Below are 21760 nucleotides of genomic sequence, written 5' to 3' on the forward strand. Positions count from 1 at the left end.
GGGGCTGGCTATAACTCTCATGCTTATGCTCATATCACATATATCTTCGTAATAAATTACTCTGTCTCAGATGATTCAGGGCGGAAGGAGATGAAAGAAATGAAATCAGGAATTCATCCTAAGTACAACACGATCAAAGTTAGCTGTGCTTGCGGTAACGAATTTGAAACTGGTTCTGTAGCGGAAGAAATGCGCGTTGAGGTATGTTCTGAATGCCATCCATTCTACACAGGACGTCAGAAATTCGCTGACGCTGGTGGACGTGTTGACCGTTTCAACAAAAAATACGGTCTTAAAAATCAACAACAATAATGAAGGGTCAGAAGGTCATATTGAATTCCTTTGTGCGTAAAGCATAAACGAATGAGATTGTCACTTCTCTTCTATTAGAAAAACAGGCAAGGATCTTCATGCTTGCCTGTTTTTTATTCTCTTTAAAGCAAATGGTTGAAGAAATAGAGGCAGTTCCAATTGAGCTGTGCCTCTTTTTTTCTGCCAAATTACTGAAACTTGAGCATTTTTCCCGTACATAAAGGAATGCTTTATACTAAAGAGTAGTCCGTTTTTACTAACAGTCAGGCTGTTTAATTATAGAATATTGCAAAAGGAAGGAGAGGCGCTTTCGTGTATGTCATGAAACAAACGGGTTGGGTAGAAGTCATTTGCGGCAGCATGTTCTCAGGGAAATCCGAGGAACTGATCCGCCGGGTAAGACGCACTCAATTTGCTAAACAGGAAATTGCAGTGTATAAGCCAAAACTAGATAATCGCTATAGTGATGAGTCGGTTGTATCTCATAATGGTACCTCTGTCATCGCCAAAGCAGTCGAGGGTTCACATGTGATCCTTGATGACCTGAATCCAGAGGTGGATGTCATTGCTATTGATGAGGTTCAATTTTTTGACGAAGGCATTGTAGAGGTCGTCCAAAAATTAGCAAACAGTGGATACCGTGTCATCCTTGCAGGACTTGATCAGGATTTCCGCGGAGAACCATTCGGTCCGATGCCGGACTTATTGTCCATTGCCGAGCAAGTGACAAAACTTCAAGCCGTTTGTGCAGTATGCGGCTCTCCTGCAAGTCGAACGCAACGATTAATCAATGGCGAACCAGCTTGCTACGATGACCCCGTCATCCTGGTTGGCGCGTCTGAAGCTTATGAGCCAAGATGCCGTCATCACCATGAAGTTCCGACTGGAATGAGCGTTACACCTGATATGGTGAAGGAAGTATAAATATTGATGATAAAACAAAGTCATGGGTTTATGGCTTTGTTTTTTTTATTTGAAGTTCAGGATGTAAAGAAAATTGAACAAAGCTTCTCTTCTGGCTCTCCTTACACTTGACTCCGCTTTTATGTGCATAAGCACTTTCCTGTGGGAAATCCTAAAAGCAGGAGGTGTAAAAGCATGAAAAAACTAGTATTAGTTTTATCCTTTACGATATTCTTCATTTTAATCACCGCGTGTGGAGTGAACCAGGAATCCGAATTCGGTAGGCACGAGGATCAAAATGGGACACGATTCATTGATAATCGAAAAGATGATCAAAATGATCGTCAAGATAAAATTGTCCGAAACACGACAAATGAAAACCCGAACTTTCCAAACCTGACGAACTCACCAGGCACAACATCGACGACAACTGGTGTGTATGAAGACAAAGCACGTGAGGTTGTGAAGGAGTATTCCAACTTTGAACCAGATGAAGTGTGGATCAATGGCGAACAAATGTGGGTGACGGCCCATACCCAAAATGAAATGAGTATGGCTGAGACCGATAAAGAAGAAGCGATGTTAAAAGAGAGACTGGAGAAAGCCATTCCAAAATACGATATAAATGTGAAAATCACCGAAAGATAAAAAAAGGGCAAGCAGGGTTGGATACTGATCTGCTTGCCTTCTACATAAAATCCACCCGTTTATGCCCTCTGCTTATTCCCGATCTTCCTTGTGTTTACATACACCGTATAATATAATTAGACTGTTATGGACTAAAATTGAGGTGAATAGCTGTGTTCGATCGTTTACAAGCAGTGGAAGATCGCTATGATAAGTTAAATGAACTATTGAGTGATCCAGAAATTGTGAATGACCCAAAGAAGCTAAGAGATTATTCAAAAGAGCAATCAGACATCCAAGCAACGGTAGAAGCATATCGAGAATATAAAGAACTTACTGGGCAGTTTAAAGACGCTAAGGCAATGCTGGATGATAAGCTTGATGCTGATATGCGTGAAATGGTGAAAGAAGAGGTTTCCGAGCTTGAAGAACAAATCGAAGCATTGGAAGCCCGTCTGAAAATATTATTGATTCCGAAAGACCCGAACGATGATAAGAACGTATTCATGGAGGTACGTGGTGCTGCAGGTGGAGATGAAGCGGCCTTGTTTGCCGGTGACTTATACCGTATGTACAGCCGCTATGCAGAATCACAAGGTTGGAAGACCGAAGTGATGGAAGCAAACTCGACTGGCGTTGGTGGTTATAAAGAGATCATCTTTATGATCAACGGAAATGGCGCATTCTCCAAAATGAAATATGAAAACGGGGCACACCGTGTGCAACGTGTACCTGAAACAGAATCCGGCGGACGTATCCATACGTCGACGGCAACGGTTGCCTGCCTGCCGGAAGCGGAAGAAGTCGAAGTGGATATTCACGACAAAGATATACGTGTCGATACCTTCGCATCCAGTGGCCCGGGAGGACAAAGTGTTAATACAACCATGTCTGCTGTCCGTCTGACTCACATTCCGACAGGTGTAGTCGTGTCATGTCAGGATGAAAAGTCACAGATCAAGAACAAAGAGAAGGCAATGAAAGTATTGCGTGCCCGCGTTTACGATAAATTCCAACGTGAAGTTCAAGCTGAATACGATGCAAACCGTAAATCAGCCGTTGGTACAGGTGACCGTTCCGAACGGATCCGTACGTACAATTTCCCACAAAACCGCGTAACGGATCACCGAATCGGATTGACGATTCAAAAGCTTGACCAAATTCTTGAAGGAAAGATGGATGAAGTCATCGATGCGTTAATCATCGAGGATCAATCCAAACTTCTTGAGAGACTGGAAGAATAATGACGTCTGTTACTATATTTGAAGCCCTAAAATGGGCTTCTTCTTTTTTAGTCGAAAATGACCGTGATGAAAATGTGGGAGAAATCTATTTGCGGCATGTAGTAGGGATGTCCCGTTCCCAACTGTTGGCTGAGCAGCGGAGGTCCGTCCCGGGGGAGAAGTGGGAAGAATTCCAGGATGGGATTCGCCGGCATGTTGGAGGAGTGCCGATTCAGCATATTATTGGGGCTGAGGAGTTTTATGGTCGGGAGTTTGTGGTGAATGAGCATGTGCTGATTCCTAGGCCTGAAACGGAAGAACTGATTTATTATGGCTTGAAGAAAATGAAGGGTCTGTTTAGTGTTGCTGATACTCCATTGCAGGCTGCTGATGTTGGAACGGGTAGTGGAGCGATTGCGATTACGTTGAAGCTCGAAGCGGATCGTTTGCCACTTGATACGATAGCTGTGGATATTTCTCGTGAAGCACTGGCTGTTGCCCATGAAAATAGTGAGAGACTTGGAGCTGAAGTACGCTTTTTTGAAGGAGACTTATTGCAGCCTTTAATTGAAGAAGGCACCAAGCTCGATATCCTATTATCGAATCCACCATATATTCCCCTGACAGATCGTGAAACGCTATCCGATGTAGTCGCCCTGCATGAACCCGAACTCGCTTTGTTTGGCGGGGAAGATGGCTATGATTTGTACAAGAGATTTATGGAGGAACTGCCGTTGGTGATGAAGGAAAAATGTCTGATCGGTTTCGAAGTCGGAGTCGGGCAGGGCGAGACGGTTGCGAATCTGCTGCGGGAGACGTTTCGTGATGCAGAAGTGGAAGTCGTTCATGATATCAACGGGAAAGATAGAATGGTGTTTTGTGAGAGAAAATAAGGATGTGAGCCCTCGATTCGTGTGATCGGGGGTGTTTTTTGTTGTAAAAGAGTCAGTTTTGGTATGAATGCAGGCATTGTCAGTTTGGATATAAAAAGTTGTTTTCATTATTTTTCTCTGTGAAAGATAGATACTCAGAAAGTTGATTGGAGCGGAAGGTGCTCGACTCCTGCGGGAAAAGCTGGACAGGTGAGACCCCGGAGGCGCAGCCGAGGAGGCTCACCGCCAGCCCCGCGGAAAGCGAGCACCTGGAGCGGAAATCAACTAGCACTCGCTTTTTTAAAAACAACTATATTTTCAAAATCGAAATTCAGCAGAATTTCCAAACAAAATGTTATTTTACTAGTTTAAGATTTCCCCTTTTTGACGAGACTGTTTTACTGAGGGGGAGAGGAAATGAAAACAAAACATACAGTTTTATTGTATATCTTGATTCTATCATTAGGAACGATTCTAAGTTTATATATACCGAAGCAGGAACTGGCGGCTCAGGAGACGATGGTGATCCCGGAAGAAGCGATTCGACTTCGGATTCTGGCAAATAGTGATTTGGATCAGGACCAAAATGTGAAAAGACTCGTCCGTGATGAAGTGAATAAAGAGATTACGAATTGGGTGGCGACTCTTACATCGCAGGATGAAGCGAAATCAGTGATTAAAGCAGGCTTGCCACAGCTGCAGAAGATTGCCGAAGAAGTTGTCGCTGAGCAAGGCTTGGATCAATCGGTGAAAATTGATTTTGGAAAAGTGGAGTTTCCTACTAAATTATACGGTCAGTATTTGTATCCGGCGGGCGAATACGAAGCGGTGTTGATCACTCTGGGTGCAGGAGAAGGAGCGAACTGGTGGTGTGTTCTGTATCCGCCTCTATGCTTCCTTGATTTCTCGACTGGAAATGCGGTAAGAAGCCCTGGGTTTGAAACGAAAGTGGAAGCGAGTGGGAATGAGATTACTGAAGTGGATCCAGAAGATGTAGTTAGTGAAACTTCTGAAGTGGATTCAAGTGCCAAATCCGTAGAAACAAAAACATCTGAAATCGATGTTATTGCCTATAAAGAGGTCGAGATGGAAACAGTGGAAGCGGCAGCTGCGGAAGAAACAGCAGTAGTTGAAGAGACTCAGAATGAAGAACTTCCTGTAAAAGAAGAGATGGAAACGGCGGAAGCACAAGAACAACAAGAACAGCCAGTCTTTGTTGAAGACGGAGATGAGGAAGAAGTAGAGGTTCGATTCTTCGTAGTCGATTTTTTCAAAGGATTATTCAATAAGTAGAACGTAGAGCTTCATCCACCTGAGATGGAGCTTTTTTTACGTTCGAAGGAAATCTAGCGTTCTAGTATTTTTTCATAACAACTTGTTCTATTCTCTTTTTCCCCTCATACATTAACATTAGGGGATGATAGAAAAGAGAGGATGAAATGTGATGTTAAAAGTGATTCGCCAAGCAACACAGGAAGATATCCATGAAGTTGTAGCCTTCTTAATGAAAGCAGGATTAAGCACAGAAGGCATTAAAAATAGTATTGATTGCTTTTTAGTAGTAGAAGACTCAGACAACCAGTTAATCGGGACTCTTGGTATTGAGGTTCAAGAAAGGATTGGGCTTCTTCGCTCCCTCGTGGTGACCTCATCTTTTGAAAGTGAAGAATTATTTGCTCTTTTCCAAGAAATATTAAAATTGGCGAAAGAAAAAGAACTTACTCGTCTTTACTTGATCTCCAATCGAAAAGCGTCGCTGAATTTTTTTGACCTGCTAGGTTTTCAACAGGAAAAAGAGCCTTTTGTGGATGAATTGGAGAAATTTGTTCACGCTCAAAAGTTATCCACTGTGGATAACTGTATTACGATGAGGCTTGACCTTTAGGTAGATATGAGGGGTTTCGACAAATTCCAACTAGAAGAAATTATTTTGCGATAGTAGTCTGGTAGTAGACTGAATCATTTCTATTGAGAAATGATTCAGTTTTTTTATGTGGAACATTCGACAAAATACGTTAAGTCCCGGTCACTCACGTAAATATCTCTCTTTTCAGAATTATTCACACCATCCACAGGTTTATCCACAGATTGTAGAGTTTCATTCTCGTTTTGTGGACGATACTTGAGAATTTGTGGGGTTTCTTTTATACTTTCAAAAGAGTAAAGTTCTAGAACGCTTGTTAATTCTGTATCTATACACAGAAATGAGTGTTGATAATAGAAGGTGGATGACGGAAATGATGAAACATTGGATTGTGGAAAGAGATGTGGATAACAATGAAAGTTATCCACAAATTGTGGATGCAGCGAAGATGCTTCAACAGAATGAAGTGGTGGCCTTCCCGACAGAGACGGTTTATGGTCTGGGTGCCAATGCGAAATCAGATACGGCTGTGGAGAAAATATTCGAAGCGAAGGGAAGACCGTCGGATAATCCACTGATTGTCCACATATCAAATAAAGATCAGTTAGAAGGACTTGTAGCAGAGGTCCCGTCTGATGCAGTGAATCTCATCGATGCTTTTTGGCCGGGTCCATTAACGATTATTTTTAATAATAAGGAAAACGTATTTTCTCAAAAAGTAACAGCGGGATTACCGACTGTGGGGATCCGGATGCCTGATCATCCTGTAGCTCTGGCAATCATTGAAGCGTCAGGACTGCCGATTGCGGCACCAAGTGCGAACCGCTCAGGGAAACCAAGTCCGACAACGGCTCAGCATGTCATCGATGATCTGAAAGACCGGATTGCAGGCGTGGTCGACGGAGGTGAAACGGGTGTAGGTGTCGAGTCGACCGTTGTGGATTGTACGGGATCAAGGCCTGTCATTTTACGTCCCGGAGGAGTCACCAAGGAACAGCTGGAAGAAGTGGTCGGTTTAGTGGAAGTGGACCCTTCTTTAAAAGAAGGAAAGGGAGCTCCGAAATCCCCGGGCATGAAATATACGCACTACGCCCCTGATGCTCCTGTGTATTTAGTTGATGGTACGAGGGCGGATCTTCAGAAATTAGTAGATGAAAAAATAGCTGAGGGTCTCAAAGTGGGTGTGTTAACGACGGAAGAATTCATGGATGACTTCCAGGCAGACGTCATTCTCTCGATGGGTCGGAGAGAGGATCTGGCAACAGTCGCTCGAAATCTCTATGATACGCTGCGAGCTTTTAATAAAAGGGACGTGGATATTATTTTCGCCGAAATGTTTCCTGAGGAAGGGGTCGGCCTTGCGATAATGAACCGGCTTCAGAAAGCTGCCGGGTACCGGGTGATAAAAGGATAATGGTTACCCCTGTGGTTTTTAGAGAACTGTAGGGGTTTTTTAGTGTGAGTCAATAAGGTCCAATCTTCAAACCGATTTACCATTCTATTTCCCTTTGGACGTGCATAAATTTGTTCTGTAGGCATGTCCGGAGGGGGAAAAAACAAAAATGACAACGATTATCGGAGAACTGATTACCTTGATGTTAATGGCATTTGCTCTTGGGATGGATGCCTTTTCGATCGGTATCGGTATGGGTATGTTTCAGCTGAGATTAAAGCAAATCTTATATATAGGGTTGGTCGTCGGGATCTTTCATGTCTGGATGCCCATGCTCGGAATGATGACGGGGAAATTTTTATCCGAAACATTCGGTGCCTTTGCAGGGTATGCCGGTGGGCTCCTTTTGATTATATTAGGCATACAAATGTTCATGTCCAGCTTTAAAGAGGAGGAGACGACGCTCATTTCCCCGGTAGGATTTGGTTTAGTGCTCTTTGCTTTGAGTGTAAGCCTGGACAGCTTTTCCGTTGGATTGACCCTCGGGATTTTCGGTGCCAGGACAGCGGTTGCCCTTTTCTGTTTTGGAATAGCGGCGACGCTGTTGACATGGGCTGGTTTATTGATAGGCCGAAAATTTCAAGGAGTGCTCGGGACGTATAGTGAGGCACTTGGGGGAAGTATTCTGTTTGCGTTTGGGATTAAGCTGCTGCTGCCGTTGTGAAGGAAGGTAATGAGTTTTGGAGGTCAAGGTCCGTCCCTCATTGGATGGACTTTTTTCAATTTCTAAGTGAATGAGTTAGGTGAGGGTTGGAAAATATTTTATAATAGGTTGTAAGGAGGATGACGTGATGAATATTTTGTTTGTTTGTACGGGAAATACGTGCCGGAGTCCTATGGCAGAGGCTGTTTTGAAGCATAAGGGTGCAGAGGGGTTTGAAGTGAAATCTGCGGGCGTTTTTGCCATGGACGGAAGTGATGCTTCATTTCAGACTAAAGAAGTGCTGAAAGAGAACGATATAATACATAGACACCAATCGAGTTCGCTCTCAAGGGAGAACCTGGATTGGGCTTCCTATATTTTCACGATGACTTCGAATCATAAGCGGGCAATTGTGGATCAGTATCCACATGTGGCGGACAAAATTTTCACATTGAAAGAGTTTGTCCATGAAGATCCTGCAGATTTGGACGTATCGGATCCGTATGGGGGAAGTGTGGACATCTATAGACATACATACAGAGAGTTGGATTCATTGATTGAGGAGTTAATTAAAAAGCTGGGTTGAGACAGGGAGAGAGAAAGAATGGGGAAAGAGAGAAGCTACAAATCGGGTCTTAGAAAGAAATTGGTCTTCTTTATCACGCTACTTGCCGTGGTGACGTATTCCACGAGTGCACTTTTTATTTATTTTATCAAACCTACTTTTGCACCGGATATGAACGAGCTTTTATTTACGAGCATTACGCTGGGGATGGGAGTGTTCTGGTCCGGTGTGCTTGCCTTTTTTGCAGCGGGATTCATCGTCAAACCACTTCAGCGTTTGGAACAGGCTGCGTTAAAAGCGGCTGAAGGGGACATCGCTGTGGAAGTGGAGGTGCCGAAGTCAGATGATGAAATCCGGTCACTCGCATTGGGGTTCAATCGCATGCTCCATAATTTGCGCGACATGGTGTCGAGTATCGACGAGAATTTTACTAAAACAAATTCGAATGTGATCGAGCTGTCGAGAGCATCAGAAGCTGCTTCCACTCAAGCGGACTCCATTTCCAAAACGATTACAGAAATTTCAGCAGGTGCTGAAAGCTCGGCCATGGCGATTCAAACGACGGCTGAATCGGTGGAGGATGTGATCCGGATCGCACAGGAAGTACAGAATCACTCCAAATCATCAGAACAAATGTCCAAGCATATGGTGACGGAGCTTCAAGGGAGCAAGGAAGTCATTCATTCCCTGGTAGAAGGCATCAGCCGACTTGCAAGAGGAAATGAAGATTCTTTAGATGCCGTCCGGCGCTTGGAAGACAATGCGAAAAAAGTGGAACAGATCATTCAATTGGTCGGGGATATCGCGAACCAGACCAATCTTCTCGCCTTAAATGCTTCAATCGAAGCGGCACGGGCAGGTGAGCACGGTAAGGGGTTTGCAGTTGTCGCCGAGGAAGTCCGCAAATTGGCAGATGAAAGCGGAAAAGCAGTTCAAGGAATTTCGGACCTCATCAAGAACATTCAGACCGAGGTTGGAAATGTGGTTGGACAAATCACAACTCAAGTTGATTCGGCAAATTCTGAAGTGAAAAAAGGAACTCAGACAAATGACATGATCGAAACGATGACGAAAACGATCCATGAAGTAGCGGATGCCGTTCAAAATATATCCGTCCTTGTAGATCAGCAAATGGACAGCATTCAATTGACTTCCCAACAATCCCAGGAAGTTGCCGCCATCGCAGAAGAAACATCGGCAGGGGCTTTAGAAGTGTCAGCCTCCACTAAAGAACAAGCGGCTGTAATGGGTGACGTAGAGAAGTTGGCATTGAATCTCAAAGAGCAGGCACAATCACTGAAAAGTACGATTACGCGTTTTCATTTATAAAAAAACGGATATGAGGGACGGACCTCATATCCGTTTTTTTGATGGCTGGCTTTCGACTCATTCCCTCAAAAAAGAATCCGAAAAACTTTATATAATCAAGAGTGTGTGGCAAAATAAACGTATCAAAGGCTATAGGGAGTGGGATTAATTATGAAAATTGCAATTGCATCGGATCACGGCGGGGTAAATATCCGGGAAGAAATCAAATCATTATTAGAAGATCTGGGCCTCGAATATGAGGATTTCGGTTGTGAGTGTGGAACATCCGTTGACTATCCGGACTATGCAGTGCCTGTTGCAGAAAAGGTTGCCAGCGGTGAATTCGATCGCGGCATCCTGATTTGTGGAACGGGAATCGGTATGAGCATTTCAGCTAATAAGGTCAAGGGTATCCGCTGCGCCCTTGTACATGATGTGTTCAGTGCGAAAGCAACCCGTGAGCACAATGACAGCAATATGTTAGCCATGGGTGAACGTGTGATTGGACCTGGCCTTGCCCGTGAAATCGCTAAACAATGGCTGGTGACAGAATTTGAAGGTGGTCGCCATTCCAACCGTATAGGGAAAATCACGGCATACGAAGACAAACAATAGGGAGTGGATTTCATGGAAATCGCTCAAATGAAGGAAGAACTGCAAACGATCCTGCAAGAATTCAGCAAGCAGGTTCCGATGAAAAAGGGCCAAGTGTTTGTTGTAGGTTGTTCAACATCAGAAGTGATGGGGGAGCGGATCGGAACATCGGGAACCATTGAAGTAGCAGAAATGATCTTTGATGAGTTAAAAGGATGGGCAGATTCCAATGGTATTTCACTGGCTTTTCAGTGTTGCGAACACTTAAATCGTGCCATCGTTTTGGAAAGGGAAGTTGCTGAAAGAAAAGGACTGGATGAGGTCACGGTCATTCCTGTACGAAAAGCAGGAGGAGCCATGGCCACCCAAGCGTATCATTCCTTTGAAGATCCCGTCATGGTCGAGCATATCAAAGGTGATGCCGGCATCGACATCGGGGATACCTTCATCGGCATGCACCTGAAACACGTAGCCGTCCCGATCCGGGTATCACAGAAAAGCCTAGGCGAAGCCCACATCACACTGGCCAAAACCAGACCGAAACTCATTGGTGGAATCAGAGCTGTGTACGAATAATATTCTCTATTTAAAGGTCCGTCCCTCTGATTTGAGGGACGGACCTTTATTTCGGTGTTGCCTTAAATCCGGTTGTGAATTCCGAACTATAAAGGAAGGCATGGAGAATATGATTATGTTACAAGGCAGCGAGGGACAAAACTGATCGATTGGATAGAGAATCACAAACTATCAACGCATGTTCGCCTTCATTCGACAATGATAGTCATAGTGCTACTCTGGGGAGTGTGGAAGGAGAGTGGAGAGGATGTTTGTGAACACCATCACACGAGGTCCGTCCCTCTAATACGCTCTAAACACGAACATTACGTTTTGACTAGAGGTTTTTATTTCGCGTTTTGCTGAATCGTGTTAGAATGAGAGTGAATGAATCAATGAGGCGCCGAAGTTGGGCCTATGAATTAAAGGGGGATATGTATGAGTAAGATTGCCAAGCAAGATCCGGAAATTTATGCAGCGATTCAAGATGAATTAGAGCGTCAACGTACAAAAATCGAGTTAATTGCATCTGAAAACTTTGTCAGTGAAGCGGTTATGGAAGCGCAAGGCTCCGTTCTGACCAATAAGTATGCAGAAGGGTACCCAGGTCGTCGCTATTATGGTGGCTGTGAGCATGTGGACGTAGCAGAGAATCTGGCTCGCGACCGTGCGAAAGAACTATTTGGAGCAGAACACGTAAACGTTCAGCCTCACTCAGGAGCACAGGCCAATATGGCAGTCTACTTCACGATCCTTGAACAAGGGGACACAGTTCTAGGTATGAACTTATCTCATGGTGGACATCTGACTCACGGAAGTGCCGTAAACTTCAGTGGAATTCAATATAATTTCGTAGAGTATGGTGTGGATGAAGAAAAGCACCTGATCAATTACGAAGATGTTAGACAAAAAGCGTTAGAGCACAAGCCGAAGCTGATCGTAGCGGGGGCAAGTGCCTACCCAAGAGCGATCGATTTCGCTAAATTCCGTGAAATTGCAGACGAAGTGGGAGCCTACCTAATGGTGGATATGGCTCATATCGCTGGTCTTGTCGCGGCTGGTCTTCACCAGAACCCGGTTCCTTATGCAGACTTTGTGACCACAACGACTCACAAAACATTGCGCGGGCCTCGTGGCGGCATGATCCTATGCAGAGAAGAATTTGCAAAGAAAATAGACAAGTCTATCTTCCCTGGAATTCAAGGTGGCCCGCTTATGCACGTGATCTCGGCTAAAGCTGTTGCTTTCGGTGAAGCGCTGCAGGAATCTTTTAAAGACTATGCACAGAACATCATCGACAATGCGAATCGCTTAGGCGAGGGTCTTGTAAAAGAAGGAATCAATCTTGTATCAGGCGGATCTGATAACCATCTATTGCTAATCGACCTGCGTTCTCTAGGACTGACTGGTAAAATCGCAGAGAAAGTGCTTGATGAAATCGGGATTACCGTTAACAAAAACACGATTCCATTCGATCCGGAAAGTCCATTCGTAACAAGTGGAGTACGTATCGGTACAGCAGCTGTTACGTCCAGAGGATTCGGGCTCGAAGATATGGATGAAATTGCTTCCATCATGGCGTTGACTCTTAACAACCATGAAGACGAAGCGAAACTGGAAGAAGCACGCAAACGTGTCATCGACCTGACAAGCAAATTTGAATTATATCCTGAAAGATAATAGATGATGACCTCTTCGCCAGGGACGGACCTGGTGGAGAGGTTTTTTAGTAGAAAAGTAGATTATTTATCTATTTTTGAGCTCTAAATACTAGCGTGATGGGCAACTTGAACCGGAATCCGGCCGTAGTTCACAATAATCCAGCCGATTTCCATTAAAATCCGGCCGATTTAGAGGATAATCCAGCGGCTATTTAAAAAAATCCAGCCGATTCTGGCATTAATCCGGCCGATTAACAATATTAACCAATACCCAACCAGATTCACACCAGCCTACACGTCGATCCCCCACCCCTCATATCAATTCTAACGATTCCATTACACTTCCCATCTCATGTTGCTCTTAAATTATCTTTTATGTACAATAGTCTGAGGTGTAAAGGAAGTAGACAAACTATTTTTACATAAAATCGAATTTAAAGGAGAGAGTCGAATGGGCAAAGTATATGTATTTGATCATCCGTTAATCCAACACAAATTAACGTTTATTCGTGATAAAGAAACAGGTACGAAGGAATTTCGTGAGCTTGTTGATGAAGTGGCGACATTGATGGCGTTTGAAATCACCCGTGATTTACCGTTAGAGGATATTGAAGTGGAAACACCAGTAAGCAAAGCAAAGGCCAAGACTCTTGCAGGTAAAAAATTAGGGATTGTTCCTATTCTGCGAGCAGGACTGGGAATGGTCGACGGAATCCTTAAACTGATCCCGGCTGCCAAAGTAGGACATGTTGGTTTATATCGTGACCCGGAGACTCTTAAACCGATTGAATATTACGTAAAGCTTCCAAGTGATGTGGAAGAGCGTGACTTCATCCTGGTCGATCCAATGCTTGCAACAGGGGGATCTGCCGTTGAAGCCATCAACTCATTAAAGAAGCGTGGTGCGGTAAGCATCAAGTTCATGTGCCTCGTTGCATGTCCAGAAGGGGTGGACGCTATCAAGGAAGCGCACCCTGACGTGGATATCTTCATCGCGGCTCTTGATGAGAAGCTGAATGAAAAAGGCTACATCGTTCCTGGTTTAGGGGACGCAGGAGATCGTTTATACGGTACGAAATAATTTGAAACAGAAATGAAAGCCGGATTATCGACAATTGATAATCCGGCTTTTTTATCTTAATAATGATTAAACTACATAGTATTTTAGTTGGAAGTATTTACATTAAATTCAAGGGTTACTCATAAAAAGAATTTTCTATATAATGGAGGGGCATGTGAAGGTAGAATCTATGGATTTGCTAATAAAGTGAGCAACCTGCGGAATAAGGCTCCGCTTTTCTGTAAATGTGTTAAAAATGTGAACAATATGGAAACGCGTGGATAGGTTGTGAACTTTTTAACTTGAACGCATTGACATAGATAATACCCTATTGTATGCTTACAAAGGGTATCAAATGATAAGGTTTTCACAAGGGTTGAACCCGTATGGAAACGGTTTTTCATCATTTGTACAGTGTAAACGATTTTCCACTAAATCACATGTGTGGAGATGAGAAAAATGCGTCAAAATGATCGGCGCCCGTATCAATCGATGGTCTTGTATTCTGCTATTCTTTCCCAGCTTGTTGGTTCTATCTTAATAGGAATCTTCGGCGGGAGATGGTTAGATGGAATATGGAGCACCACACCACTTTTCTTAATTATTGGACTACTCCTTGGGCTCGCAACAGGAATCTACACCATGCTCCGTACAGTCCAACATTTCAATTCGGGAGATTAATGTATGCCAGAACTTCAGCAATTGTTTAACAGGCATCGTAAGTACATATTTTTCCTCCTTTCCTTTTACGTCCTCGGTTGGGGTTTTACTTCCTATCAGTCTATTTTCCTTGGGCTTATTTTGGGGACAGGCATCAGTCTGTTTAGTCACTGGCTGATCATGAGGAGAACCGTGCGATTCGGTGATGCAGTAGAATCTGGTCAAAAGGTTCGATCATTGGGAACCTTCTCAAGGATGGCAGGTGCGGCCTTTGCAGTCATTATTGCAACGGAATACCCTGAGCACTTTCATCTCCTGAGCGTCATTATGGGATTAATGACAATTTACCTTGTCATTATGATAGATTATTTTATTCAGCAGCTTTTAGCTCATAAATAGCGGGGAAGAGAGGTGAATTTCATTGCATCATGAAAATCCTACAGCCGAGTTTCTAGGGTTAACTTTTAACCTGGCGAACGTACTGATGATCACAGTGGCAAGTGCCGTTGTTTTCCTAATCGCCGTTCTGTCAACTCGTAGACTGGCCATGAAACCAACAGGAGTGCAAAACTTTATGGAGTGGGTCATGGACTTTGTCAAAAATATCGTGAAAAGTAATATGGATTGGAAAACAGGTGGTCGTTTCCATCTCCTTGGACTTACTTTACTCATGTACATTTTCGTTTCGAATATGTTAGGACTTCCGTTCTCGGTAGTCATTGACCACGAATTATGGTGGAAGTCACCAACAGCGGATCCAGTTATCACTATGACCCTGGCGGTTATGATCGTTGTGTTAACGCACTATTATGCAATCAAGATGAAAGGCTTCGGTGAATACGGTAAAGACTTCTTCAGACCTATGTCGTTCTTATTCCCGCTGAAGATCATTGAAGAATTTGCCAACACACTAACGCTTGGTCTTCGTCTTTACGGTAACATCTACGCTGGGGAAATCCTGCTTACTTTATTGGTAGGAAGCCTCGCACACATGGGAGCAGCCGGATTACTGGGTGCCATTATCCCAACGATTGTATGGCAAGCTTTCTCAATCTTTGTCGGCGCAATCCAATCATTTATTTTTGTTATGTTAACGATGGTTTATATGGCTCACAAAGTCAGCCTGGACCATTAATATATACCCTGTTCAAAATTGAACAAAACTACTCAAAACATTTTTCATACATTTAAAGGAGGAAATTCAGAATGGGTCTTTTAGCAGCAGCAATTGCAATCGGTTTAGCAGCACTAGGTGCAGGTATTGGTAATGGTCTTATTGTTTCACGTACGGTAGAAGGTATGGCTCGTCAACCGGAAGCTCGTGGAATGCTTCAAACTACAATGTTCATCGGGGTTGCGTTAGTAGAGGCGATTCCTATCATCGCAGTAGTTATCGCATTCATCGTAATGGGTCAATAATAGCAGTTTAAAGTTCAAGATGGCGAAGATCATTCGATAAGAACCTTCGCCATTCCTTTATGTTTAGTACTTATGAACATATGACTATGAATGATACGGCATTTGCCGTTATTGTACAGCTTTCTTTAGGGAAGGCATTGACTCTTGAAGGGAGTGAAACCTCGTGCTTACAAACGCATTAGTCCTTGGAGCTGGTGGCTTCAACGGTGGAGATATCGTATTCCAGCTTGTAATGTTCCTTATCCTTCTTGCGTTATTGAAGAAGTTTGCCTGGGGTCCTTTGATGGGCATCATGCAAGAGCGTGAGAATCACATTGCAGGCGAAATAGAAGCGGCAGAACAAAGCCGTCTAGAAGCAAATAAGAGCTTGGAAGAACAGCGTCAACTTTTAAAAGAGGCTCGTCAAGAAGCGCAAGCGATGATCGAGAACTCTAAGAAGCAAGGCGATGAGCAACGTGAACAAATCATCATTGCCGCTCGTCAGGAATCTGAGCGCTTGAAAGAATCTGCGAAACGTGAAATCGAGACGCAGAAAGAACAAGCGATGGCAGCATTACGCGAGCAGGTTGCTTCACTATCTGTTCTGATTGCATCGAAAGTGATTGAAAAAGAACTTTCTGTTCAAGATCAACAGAAGCTGATCAACGATTATATTAAAGAGGCAGGAGAAGAGCGATGAGCTACTCTACAGTCGCAAAACGCTATGCGTTAGCTCTTTTCGATATTGCCAAAGAACAGAATCAATTAGAAGCGATTGAACAAGAGCTTCGTACAGTGAAATCCGTTTTTATCCAAAATAAAGAATTAAGCGTTCTTTTGGAAAATCCGAAGTTTTCGACGGATAAGAAGAAAGACATGTTGAAAGAAGCGTTCTCATCTGTTTCAGTACCAGTATTGAATACACTGCTTCTTATGACTGATCGTCATCGTGAAGATCAGGTAGTGGGCGTTGTCGATGCATTCATCGAGCTTTCTAATGAAGCTAGAGGAATCGCAGAAGCAAAGGTGTACTCTGTACGTGCTTTAACAGAGGATGAGAAGACAGCAATCTCAGCTTCTTTTGCTAAGAGAATTGGGAAACAATCATTAAGAATTGAGAATGTGATAGACGAGAACATACTTGGGGGACTTAAGGTCCGTATCGGCAACCGTATTTATGACGGAACACTTGCTGGCAAGTTGGATCGTCTTGAGCGTGAACTTGTTCGTTAACTTTCGTATAAATGAGGGGTGAAATTCATGAGCATCAAGGCGGAAGAAATCAGCGCGCTGATAAAAAAGCAAATTGAAAACTATCAGTCTGAGATGAAAGTAAGCGATGTAGGTACAGTTATCCAAATCGGTGACGGTATCGCTCGTGCTCATGGCCTCGACAATGTCATGGCTGGAGAGCTAGTTGAATTTTCTAACGGTGTCATGGGTATGGCGCAAAACTTAGAGGAAAACAACGTAGGTATCATCATTCTCGGACCATTTAAAGACATTCGTGAAGGCGATGAGGTTCGTCGTACTGGACGTATCATGGAAGTTCCAGTAGGACAGGAATTAGTAGGTCGTGTTGTAAACTCACTTGGACAACCAGTTGATGGATTAGGTCCAATTGCGACAACAAAAACACGTCCAATTGAAGGCGGAGCACCTGGTGTTATGGATCGTAAATCCGTACACGAGCCACTTCAAACTGGTATCAAAGCGATCGACGCTCTAGTTCCAATCGGTCGTGGTCAACGTGAGTTAATCATCGGAGACCGTCAAACAGGTAAAACATCTGTTGCGATCGATTCGATCCTAAACCAAAAAGATCAAGACATGATCTGTATCTATGTTGCGATCGGACAAAAAGAATCAACGGTTCGTAATGCAGTTGAAACGCTTCGTAAGCACGGTGCCCTTGATTACACAATCGTCGTAACGGCATCAGCTGCTTCACCAGCTCCAATGCTATTCTTAGCACCATACGCTGGTATCACTATGGGTGAAGAATTCATGCATAGCGGCAAGCACGTTCTTGTTGTATATGATGATCTTTCTAAGCAAGCTTCGGCTTACCGTGAGCTTTCATTATTATTACGTCGTCCTCCAGGCCGTGAAGCATTCCCTGGTGACGTATTCTACTTACACTCTCGTTTACTTGAGCGTGCAGCGAAATTAAGTGATGCAAAAGGTGGAGGTTCCATCACAGCATTACCATTCGTTGAAACACAAGCAGGAGATATCTCCGCTTACATTCCAACAAACGTTATCTCCATCACTGACGGACAGATTTTCTTACAATCTGACCTATTCTTCTCCGGTGTTCGTCCGGCGATCAATGCAGGTCTTTCCGTATCACGTGTTGGTGGATCCGCACAAATCAAAGCGATGAAAAAGGTTTCCGGTACACTGCGTCTTGACTTAGCCGCATACCGTGAACTTGAAGCATTTGCTCAGTTCGGATCAGATCTTGATAAAGCGACACAAGCGAAACTGAACCGTGGAGCCCGTACTGTTGAAGTACTGAAGCAGGATCTTAACAAACCACTTAATGTTGAAAAACAAGTTATGATCTTCTATTCATTAACAAAAGGTCATTTAGATGATATTCCAGTAACAGATATTCGTCGTTTCGAAGGTGAATTCCTAAGCTGGTTAGATCACAACCATACAGAACTGTTAGACCATATCCGCACAACAAAAGGTCTTCCTGAAGACGATGCAATGAAAGCTGCGATCAACGAATTCAAGAAGACATTTGTAAAGTCTGAGTAATTTTATATGATGTCGGTGTTCATTCTGATGACACCGGCTGATTATTCTATTATTTAGTTGGTTCTAGTGAATATGACTAACATTTTAAAAGGGTGGTGAGAACCAGTGGCATCGTTACGCGACATAAAAACTCGTATTACATCTACGAAGAAAACCAGTCAAATTACGAAAGCAATGGAAATGGTCTCTGCCTCTAAATTGAACCGTGCTGAAACGAATGCGAAAGCCTTCGTCCCTTACATGGAGAAAATTCAGGAAGTCGTTACTTCCATTTCCCTTGGTAGCACAGATGTAACGCATCCGATGCTAGTCTCCCGCCCCGTAAAAAAAACCGGCTACTTGGTCATTACATCTGACCGCGGTTTGGCGGGGGCTTATAACTCGAGCGTCATACGTGCTGTAAGTAATGCGATTAAAGAGCGTCACAGCTCTCAAGATGAATACGCCATTATTGCGTTAGGTCGTATTGGAAGGGATTTCTTCCAAAAACGAGGCGATAATGTAGTGGAAGGTATTGTAGGGCTACCAGATCAGCCAAACTTTGCAGACATTAAAGACATTGCCAACAAAGCAGTCAGCATGTTCTCAGATGGTGCTTTTGATGAGCTTTACATGTACTACAACCACTATGTCAGTGCCATTCAACAAGATGTTACCGAGAAGAAGGTTCTTCCTTTAACGGAGCTTGATTCTTCTTCATCGAAACTAACTTCTTATGAGTTTGAGCCTAATGCTGAAGAAATTTTGGAAGTGTTGCTCCCTCAATATGCTGAAAGCTTGATTTACGGAGCGTTACTTGATGGTAAAGCCAGTGAACACGCGGCCCGTATGACAGCAATGAGAAACGCAACAGACAATGCGAAAGAAATCATTAACAGCCTTACACTTTCTTATAACCGTGCGCGTCAAGCAGCGATTACCCAAGAAATCACGGAAATCGTCGGCGGGGCAGCAGCACTCGAATAGAAATGACATTCCGGGTCAGCCGGATTACAACATAGTTTTGTCGTCAAAAGCTAGTTAGGAGGGAAAGAGATGAACAAAGGACACGTTCTTCAAGTAATGGGTCCAGTTGTCGATGTCAAGTTCGCTAATGGCCAACTTCCTGATATCTACAACTCATTAAAGGTCCAAATTGCAGATAGAGCTGAACTTACATTAGAGGTTGCCCTTCACCTAGGTGATGATTCTGTACGTACAATCGCGATGGCTTCCACAGATGGTTTACAACGTGGAGCTGACGTGCTTGATACAGGAGCACCAATCTCTGTACCAGTAGGGGATATCACATTAGGTCGTGTATTCAACGTTCTAGGTGAATCAATCGATTTAGACGAGCCTCTTGCAGCAGGTATCCGTCGTGATCCAATTCATAGACAAGCACCTACATTTGATCAGCTTTCTACAGAAGTTGAGATTCTGGAAACAGGTATTAAAGTAGTAGACTTACTTGCTCCTTACATCAAGGGTGGTAAGATCGGTCTATTCGGTGGTGCCGGTGTTGGTAAAACCGTATTAATCCAGGAGCTTATCAACAACATCGCTCAAGAGCACGGAGGTATCTCTGTATTCGCCGGTGTTGGAGAGCGTACTCGTGAAGGTAATGACCTTTACCACGAGATGAGCGACTCTGGCGTTATCAAGAAAACAGCGATGGTATTCGGACAAATGAACGAGCCGCCAGGTGCGCGTATGCGTGTAGCCTTGACGGGTCTTACAATGGCTGAATACTTCCGTGATGAGCAAGGTCAAGACGTACTTCTGTTCATCGATAACATCTTCCGTTTCACGCAAGCAGGTTCAGAGGTTTCTGCCCTACTAGGCCGTATGCCATCTGCCGTTGGTTACCAGCCGACACTTGCTACTGAAATGGGCCAATTGCAAGAGCGTATCACCTCAACTAACGTAGGTTCTGTAACATCGATCCAAGCGATCTATGTACCTGCCGATGACTACACGGATCCAGCTCCTGCGACAACTTTCGCTCACTTGGATGCAACAACGAACCTTGAGCGTAAGCTTTCTGAAATGGGTATCTATCCTGCGGTAGATCCATTGGCATCAACTTCCCGTGCTCTTTCTCCGGAAATCGTAGGAGAAGAACACTACAGCATCGCTCGTAATGTTCAACAAACATTACAGCGTTATAAAGAACTTCAAGATATCATTGCGATCCTTGGTATGGATGAGCTTTCTGATGATGATAAGCTGACGGTACACCGCGCTCGTCGTGTACAATTCTTCTTATCTCAAAACTTCCACGTTGCAGAACAGTTCACTGGACAAAAAGGTTCTTACGTTGAAGTGAAAGACACGGTTAAAGGATTCAAAGATATCCTTGACGGTAAATACGATCACATTCCTGAAGATGCGTTCCGTCTAGTAGGTCCGATTGAGGATGTATTAGCAGCAGCTAAAGAAATGGGCGTAGAGGTATAATTAGGGACCAGGAGGGAAGAAAATGAAGACATTAAAAGTCAATATTGTCACTCCCGATGGCCCAGTGTACGATTCAGAAGTGGAAATGGTGAGCACGAAAGCTCAAAGCGGTGAGCTTGGAATCTTACCTGGACACATTCCGATGGTTGCTCCACTACAAATCGGTGCGGTTCGCCTGAAAAAAGGTGGCAACACTGAGCTTGTAGCTGTCAGTGGCGGATTCTTAGAAGTACGTCCTGAACAAGTGACAATTCTAGCACAGTCTGCTGAAACAGCAGAAGCTATCGATGTACAACGCGCTAAAGAAGCAAAAGGCCGCGCAGAAGACCGCATGCAGGCACAACGCGACGACGTAGACTTCCGTCGTGCCGAACTCGCTCTAAAGCGTGCCATGAACAGAATTAACGTTTCCGAACGTAACTTCTAATATAAACACCAAAAACCACCCTTTCCTTGTGGAAGGGTGGTTTTTTTGAATAGAGGGACGGACCTCTGTGTGAAAAAAATTCAACACGCAACTCAACTAAAAATTTTGTAAATTCCATATATCGTTACAGAATTATGTGGTAAAATGGACTTTGTGCGTCGAAATGATTATTAGGAGTGAGAAGAGTGATAGAGAGCTTTGGCCAGCAGGCCCTGATCAGCATGCTCGTGCATCTATTTATATTCGGGATCACATTTTGGTCTTTGCAATCCATCCAGTTAGACAAGCTCCTCAAGAAAAATCGAGTCGCTCAAGGGAGACTATTGTATATCCTACTAACGATCGCAATCGGCTCGGCCGTAAGCCGATTTTTACTGGATTACTACCTGTGGTCTCAAAGCTTGCCTGTTTTCTTTGAATAAATAGA

At 43.8% G+C, this 21760-nt stretch carries 26 protein-coding genes; all 26 read left to right on the forward strand.

Features of this window, described 5'->3' with window-relative positions:
• Positions 1-99 precede the first annotated feature (99 nt).
• The 26 genes from rpmE to ACOSV2_RS18860 all read left to right on the forward strand — a co-directional run bounded on the left by rpmE (position 100) and on the right by ACOSV2_RS18860 (position 21755).
• Positions 100-312, forward strand: a complete 213-nt coding sequence (gene rpmE / locus ACOSV2_RS18735) for a 50S ribosomal protein L31 (RefSeq protein WP_034765123.1) — start codon at positions 100-102, stop codon at positions 310-312.
• 312 nt (positions 313-624) lie between these two features.
• Positions 625-1236 carry a thymidine kinase gene (locus tag ACOSV2_RS18740; protein ID WP_397553700.1) on the forward strand — a complete coding sequence of 204 codons (612 nt, stop codon included), beginning with the start codon at positions 625-627 and terminating at the stop codon, positions 1234-1236.
• A gap of 174 nt (positions 1237-1410) precedes the next feature.
• Positions 1411-1863: a hypothetical protein gene (locus ACOSV2_RS18745; RefSeq protein WP_428976432.1), complete on the forward strand. Its 453-nt coding sequence runs from the start codon at positions 1411-1413 to the stop codon at positions 1861-1863.
• A gap of 152 nt (positions 1864-2015) precedes the next feature.
• Entirely contained in the window at positions 2016-3086 is a 1071-nt protein-coding gene (prfA, locus tag ACOSV2_RS18750; protein WP_428976433.1) for a peptide chain release factor 1, read from the forward strand.
• Positions 3086-3958, forward strand: a complete 873-nt coding sequence (gene prmC / locus ACOSV2_RS18755) for a peptide chain release factor N(5)-glutamine methyltransferase (RefSeq protein WP_428976434.1) — start codon at positions 3086-3088, stop codon at positions 3956-3958. Before prfA ends, prmC begins: the two co-directional genes overlap by 1 nt.
• 396 nt (positions 3959-4354) lie before the next feature.
• On the forward strand, positions 4355-5230 hold the full coding sequence (gene spoIIR / locus ACOSV2_RS18760) for a stage II sporulation protein R (RefSeq protein WP_428976435.1): 876 nt from the start codon (positions 4355-4357) through the stop codon (positions 5228-5230).
• Positions 5231-5381: 151 nt separating this feature from the next.
• Positions 5382-5822, forward strand: coding sequence for a GNAT family N-acetyltransferase (locus tag ACOSV2_RS18765; RefSeq protein WP_428976436.1), 441 nt, complete (start codon positions 5382-5384; stop codon positions 5820-5822).
• 352 nt (positions 5823-6174) lie between these two features.
• Positions 6175-7215: an L-threonylcarbamoyladenylate synthase gene (locus tag ACOSV2_RS18770; RefSeq protein WP_428976437.1), complete on the forward strand. Its 1041-nt coding sequence runs from the start codon at positions 6175-6177 to the stop codon at positions 7213-7215.
• Between the two features lie 148 nt (positions 7216-7363).
• Positions 7364-7918: a manganese efflux pump MntP gene (locus ACOSV2_RS18775; protein WP_428976438.1), complete on the forward strand. Its 555-nt coding sequence runs from the start codon at positions 7364-7366 to the stop codon at positions 7916-7918.
• Positions 7919-8045: 127 nt separating this feature from the next.
• On the forward strand, positions 8046-8483 hold the full coding sequence (locus tag ACOSV2_RS18780) for a low molecular weight protein arginine phosphatase (RefSeq protein ID WP_428976439.1): 438 nt from the start codon (positions 8046-8048) through the stop codon (positions 8481-8483).
• Between the two features lie 18 nt (positions 8484-8501).
• Positions 8502-9791: a methyl-accepting chemotaxis protein gene (locus tag ACOSV2_RS18785; protein WP_428976440.1), complete on the forward strand. Its 1290-nt coding sequence runs from the start codon at positions 8502-8504 to the stop codon at positions 9789-9791.
• A gap of 150 nt (positions 9792-9941) precedes the next feature.
• Positions 9942-10385 (forward strand): ribose 5-phosphate isomerase B, encoded by a 444-nt coding sequence (rpiB, locus tag ACOSV2_RS18790; RefSeq protein ID WP_113969240.1) that lies wholly within the window; start codon positions 9942-9944, stop codon positions 10383-10385.
• Between the two features lie 12 nt (positions 10386-10397).
• The gene (locus ACOSV2_RS18795) at positions 10398-10940 is read left to right on the forward strand and encodes a TIGR01440 family protein (RefSeq protein ID WP_428976441.1); all 543 of its coding nucleotides are present in this window, start codon (positions 10398-10400) and stop codon (positions 10938-10940) included.
• Between the two features lie 417 nt (positions 10941-11357).
• Positions 11358-12599, forward strand: a complete 1242-nt coding sequence (glyA, locus tag ACOSV2_RS18800; protein ID WP_113969238.1) for a serine hydroxymethyltransferase — start codon at positions 11358-11360, stop codon at positions 12597-12599.
• A gap of 432 nt (positions 12600-13031) precedes the next feature.
• Positions 13032-13661: a uracil phosphoribosyltransferase gene (gene upp / locus ACOSV2_RS18805; RefSeq protein ID WP_428976442.1), complete on the forward strand. Its 630-nt coding sequence runs from the start codon at positions 13032-13034 to the stop codon at positions 13659-13661.
• Positions 13662-14099: 438 nt separating this feature from the next.
• Complete coding sequence (locus tag ACOSV2_RS18810) at positions 14100-14321, forward strand: AtpZ/AtpI family protein (protein ID WP_113969237.1); 222 nt, start codon at positions 14100-14102, stop codon at positions 14319-14321.
• Positions 14322-14324: 3 nt separating this feature from the next.
• Positions 14325-14699, forward strand: a complete 375-nt coding sequence (locus tag ACOSV2_RS18815; protein WP_397553714.1) for an ATP synthase subunit I — start codon at positions 14325-14327, stop codon at positions 14697-14699.
• A gap of 22 nt (positions 14700-14721) precedes the next feature.
• A complete protein-coding gene (atpB, locus tag ACOSV2_RS18820; RefSeq protein ID WP_397553715.1) occupies positions 14722-15435 on the forward strand; it encodes a F0F1 ATP synthase subunit A in 714 nt (237 codons plus the stop codon).
• A 71-nt stretch (positions 15436-15506) separates the two neighbouring features.
• Positions 15507-15719, forward strand: coding sequence for a F0F1 ATP synthase subunit C (atpE, locus tag ACOSV2_RS18825; RefSeq protein ID WP_044339990.1), 213 nt, complete (start codon positions 15507-15509; stop codon positions 15717-15719).
• Positions 15720-15882: 163 nt separating this feature from the next.
• Positions 15883-16398, forward strand: coding sequence for a F0F1 ATP synthase subunit B (locus ACOSV2_RS18830; protein WP_397553716.1), 516 nt, complete (start codon positions 15883-15885; stop codon positions 16396-16398).
• Positions 16395-16931: a F0F1 ATP synthase subunit delta gene (locus ACOSV2_RS18835; RefSeq protein WP_428976443.1), complete on the forward strand. Its 537-nt coding sequence runs from the start codon at positions 16395-16397 to the stop codon at positions 16929-16931. Before ACOSV2_RS18830 ends, ACOSV2_RS18835 begins: the two co-directional genes overlap by 4 nt.
• A gap of 27 nt (positions 16932-16958) precedes the next feature.
• A complete protein-coding gene (gene atpA / locus ACOSV2_RS18840) occupies positions 16959-18467 on the forward strand; it encodes a F0F1 ATP synthase subunit alpha (RefSeq protein WP_397553718.1) in 1509 nt (502 codons plus the stop codon).
• A gap of 105 nt (positions 18468-18572) precedes the next feature.
• Positions 18573-19433: a F0F1 ATP synthase subunit gamma gene (locus tag ACOSV2_RS18845; protein ID WP_113969231.1), complete on the forward strand. Its 861-nt coding sequence runs from the start codon at positions 18573-18575 to the stop codon at positions 19431-19433.
• 69 nt (positions 19434-19502) lie between these two features.
• Positions 19503-20906, forward strand: coding sequence for a F0F1 ATP synthase subunit beta (gene atpD, locus ACOSV2_RS18850; RefSeq protein WP_113969230.1), 1404 nt, complete (start codon positions 19503-19505; stop codon positions 20904-20906).
• 22 nt (positions 20907-20928) lie between these two features.
• On the forward strand, positions 20929-21333 hold the full coding sequence (locus ACOSV2_RS18855) for a F0F1 ATP synthase subunit epsilon (RefSeq protein WP_044339984.1): 405 nt from the start codon (positions 20929-20931) through the stop codon (positions 21331-21333).
• A gap of 185 nt (positions 21334-21518) precedes the next feature.
• Positions 21519-21755 (forward strand): DUF1146 family protein, encoded by a 237-nt coding sequence (locus ACOSV2_RS18860; protein WP_113969228.1) that lies wholly within the window; start codon positions 21519-21521, stop codon positions 21753-21755.
• The last annotated feature ends 5 nt before the right edge of the window (positions 21756-21760 follow it).

It is taken from the genome of Rossellomorea sp. DUT-2, assembly GCF_052665285.1.

Excerpts from the sequence above, each read along its gene's own strand:
- rpmE (WP_034765123.1), top strand. The coding sequence starts at position 100 with ATGAAATCAGGAATTCATCCTAAGTACAACACGATCAAAGTTAGCTGT.
- ACOSV2_RS18745 (WP_428976432.1), top strand. The coding sequence starts at position 1,411 with ATGAAAAAACTAGTATTAGTTTTATCCTTTACGATATTCTTCATTTTA.
- prmC (WP_428976434.1), top strand. The coding sequence starts at position 3,086 with ATGACGTCTGTTACTATATTTGAAGCCCTAAAATGGGCTTCTTCTTTT.
- spoIIR (WP_428976435.1), top strand. The coding sequence starts at position 4,355 with ATGAAAACAAAACATACAGTTTTATTGTATATCTTGATTCTATCATTA.
- ACOSV2_RS18765 (WP_428976436.1), top strand. The coding sequence starts at position 5,382 with ATGTTAAAAGTGATTCGCCAAGCAACACAGGAAGATATCCATGAAGTT.
- ACOSV2_RS18770 (WP_428976437.1), top strand. The coding sequence starts at position 6,175 with ATGATGAAACATTGGATTGTGGAAAGAGATGTGGATAACAATGAAAGT.
- ACOSV2_RS18775 (WP_428976438.1), top strand. The coding sequence starts at position 7,364 with ATGACAACGATTATCGGAGAACTGATTACCTTGATGTTAATGGCATTT.
- ACOSV2_RS18780 (WP_428976439.1), top strand. The coding sequence starts at position 8,046 with ATGAATATTTTGTTTGTTTGTACGGGAAATACGTGCCGGAGTCCTATG.
- ACOSV2_RS18785 (WP_428976440.1), top strand. The coding sequence starts at position 8,502 with ATGGGGAAAGAGAGAAGCTACAAATCGGGTCTTAGAAAGAAATTGGTC.
- rpiB (WP_113969240.1), top strand. The coding sequence starts at position 9,942 with ATGAAAATTGCAATTGCATCGGATCACGGCGGGGTAAATATCCGGGAA.
- ACOSV2_RS18795 (WP_428976441.1), top strand. The coding sequence starts at position 10,398 with ATGGAAATCGCTCAAATGAAGGAAGAACTGCAAACGATCCTGCAAGAA.
- glyA (WP_113969238.1), top strand. The coding sequence starts at position 11,358 with ATGAGTAAGATTGCCAAGCAAGATCCGGAAATTTATGCAGCGATTCAA.
- upp (WP_428976442.1), top strand. The coding sequence starts at position 13,032 with ATGGGCAAAGTATATGTATTTGATCATCCGTTAATCCAACACAAATTA.
- ACOSV2_RS18810 (WP_113969237.1), top strand. The coding sequence starts at position 14,100 with ATGCGTCAAAATGATCGGCGCCCGTATCAATCGATGGTCTTGTATTCT.
- ACOSV2_RS18815 (WP_397553714.1), top strand. The coding sequence starts at position 14,325 with ATGCCAGAACTTCAGCAATTGTTTAACAGGCATCGTAAGTACATATTT.
- atpE (WP_044339990.1), top strand. The coding sequence starts at position 15,507 with ATGGGTCTTTTAGCAGCAGCAATTGCAATCGGTTTAGCAGCACTAGGT.
- ACOSV2_RS18835 (WP_428976443.1), top strand. The coding sequence starts at position 16,395 with ATGAGCTACTCTACAGTCGCAAAACGCTATGCGTTAGCTCTTTTCGAT.
- atpA (WP_397553718.1), top strand. The coding sequence starts at position 16,959 with ATGAGCATCAAGGCGGAAGAAATCAGCGCGCTGATAAAAAAGCAAATT.
- atpD (WP_113969230.1), top strand. The coding sequence starts at position 19,503 with ATGAACAAAGGACACGTTCTTCAAGTAATGGGTCCAGTTGTCGATGTC.
- ACOSV2_RS18855 (WP_044339984.1), top strand. The coding sequence starts at position 20,929 with ATGAAGACATTAAAAGTCAATATTGTCACTCCCGATGGCCCAGTGTAC.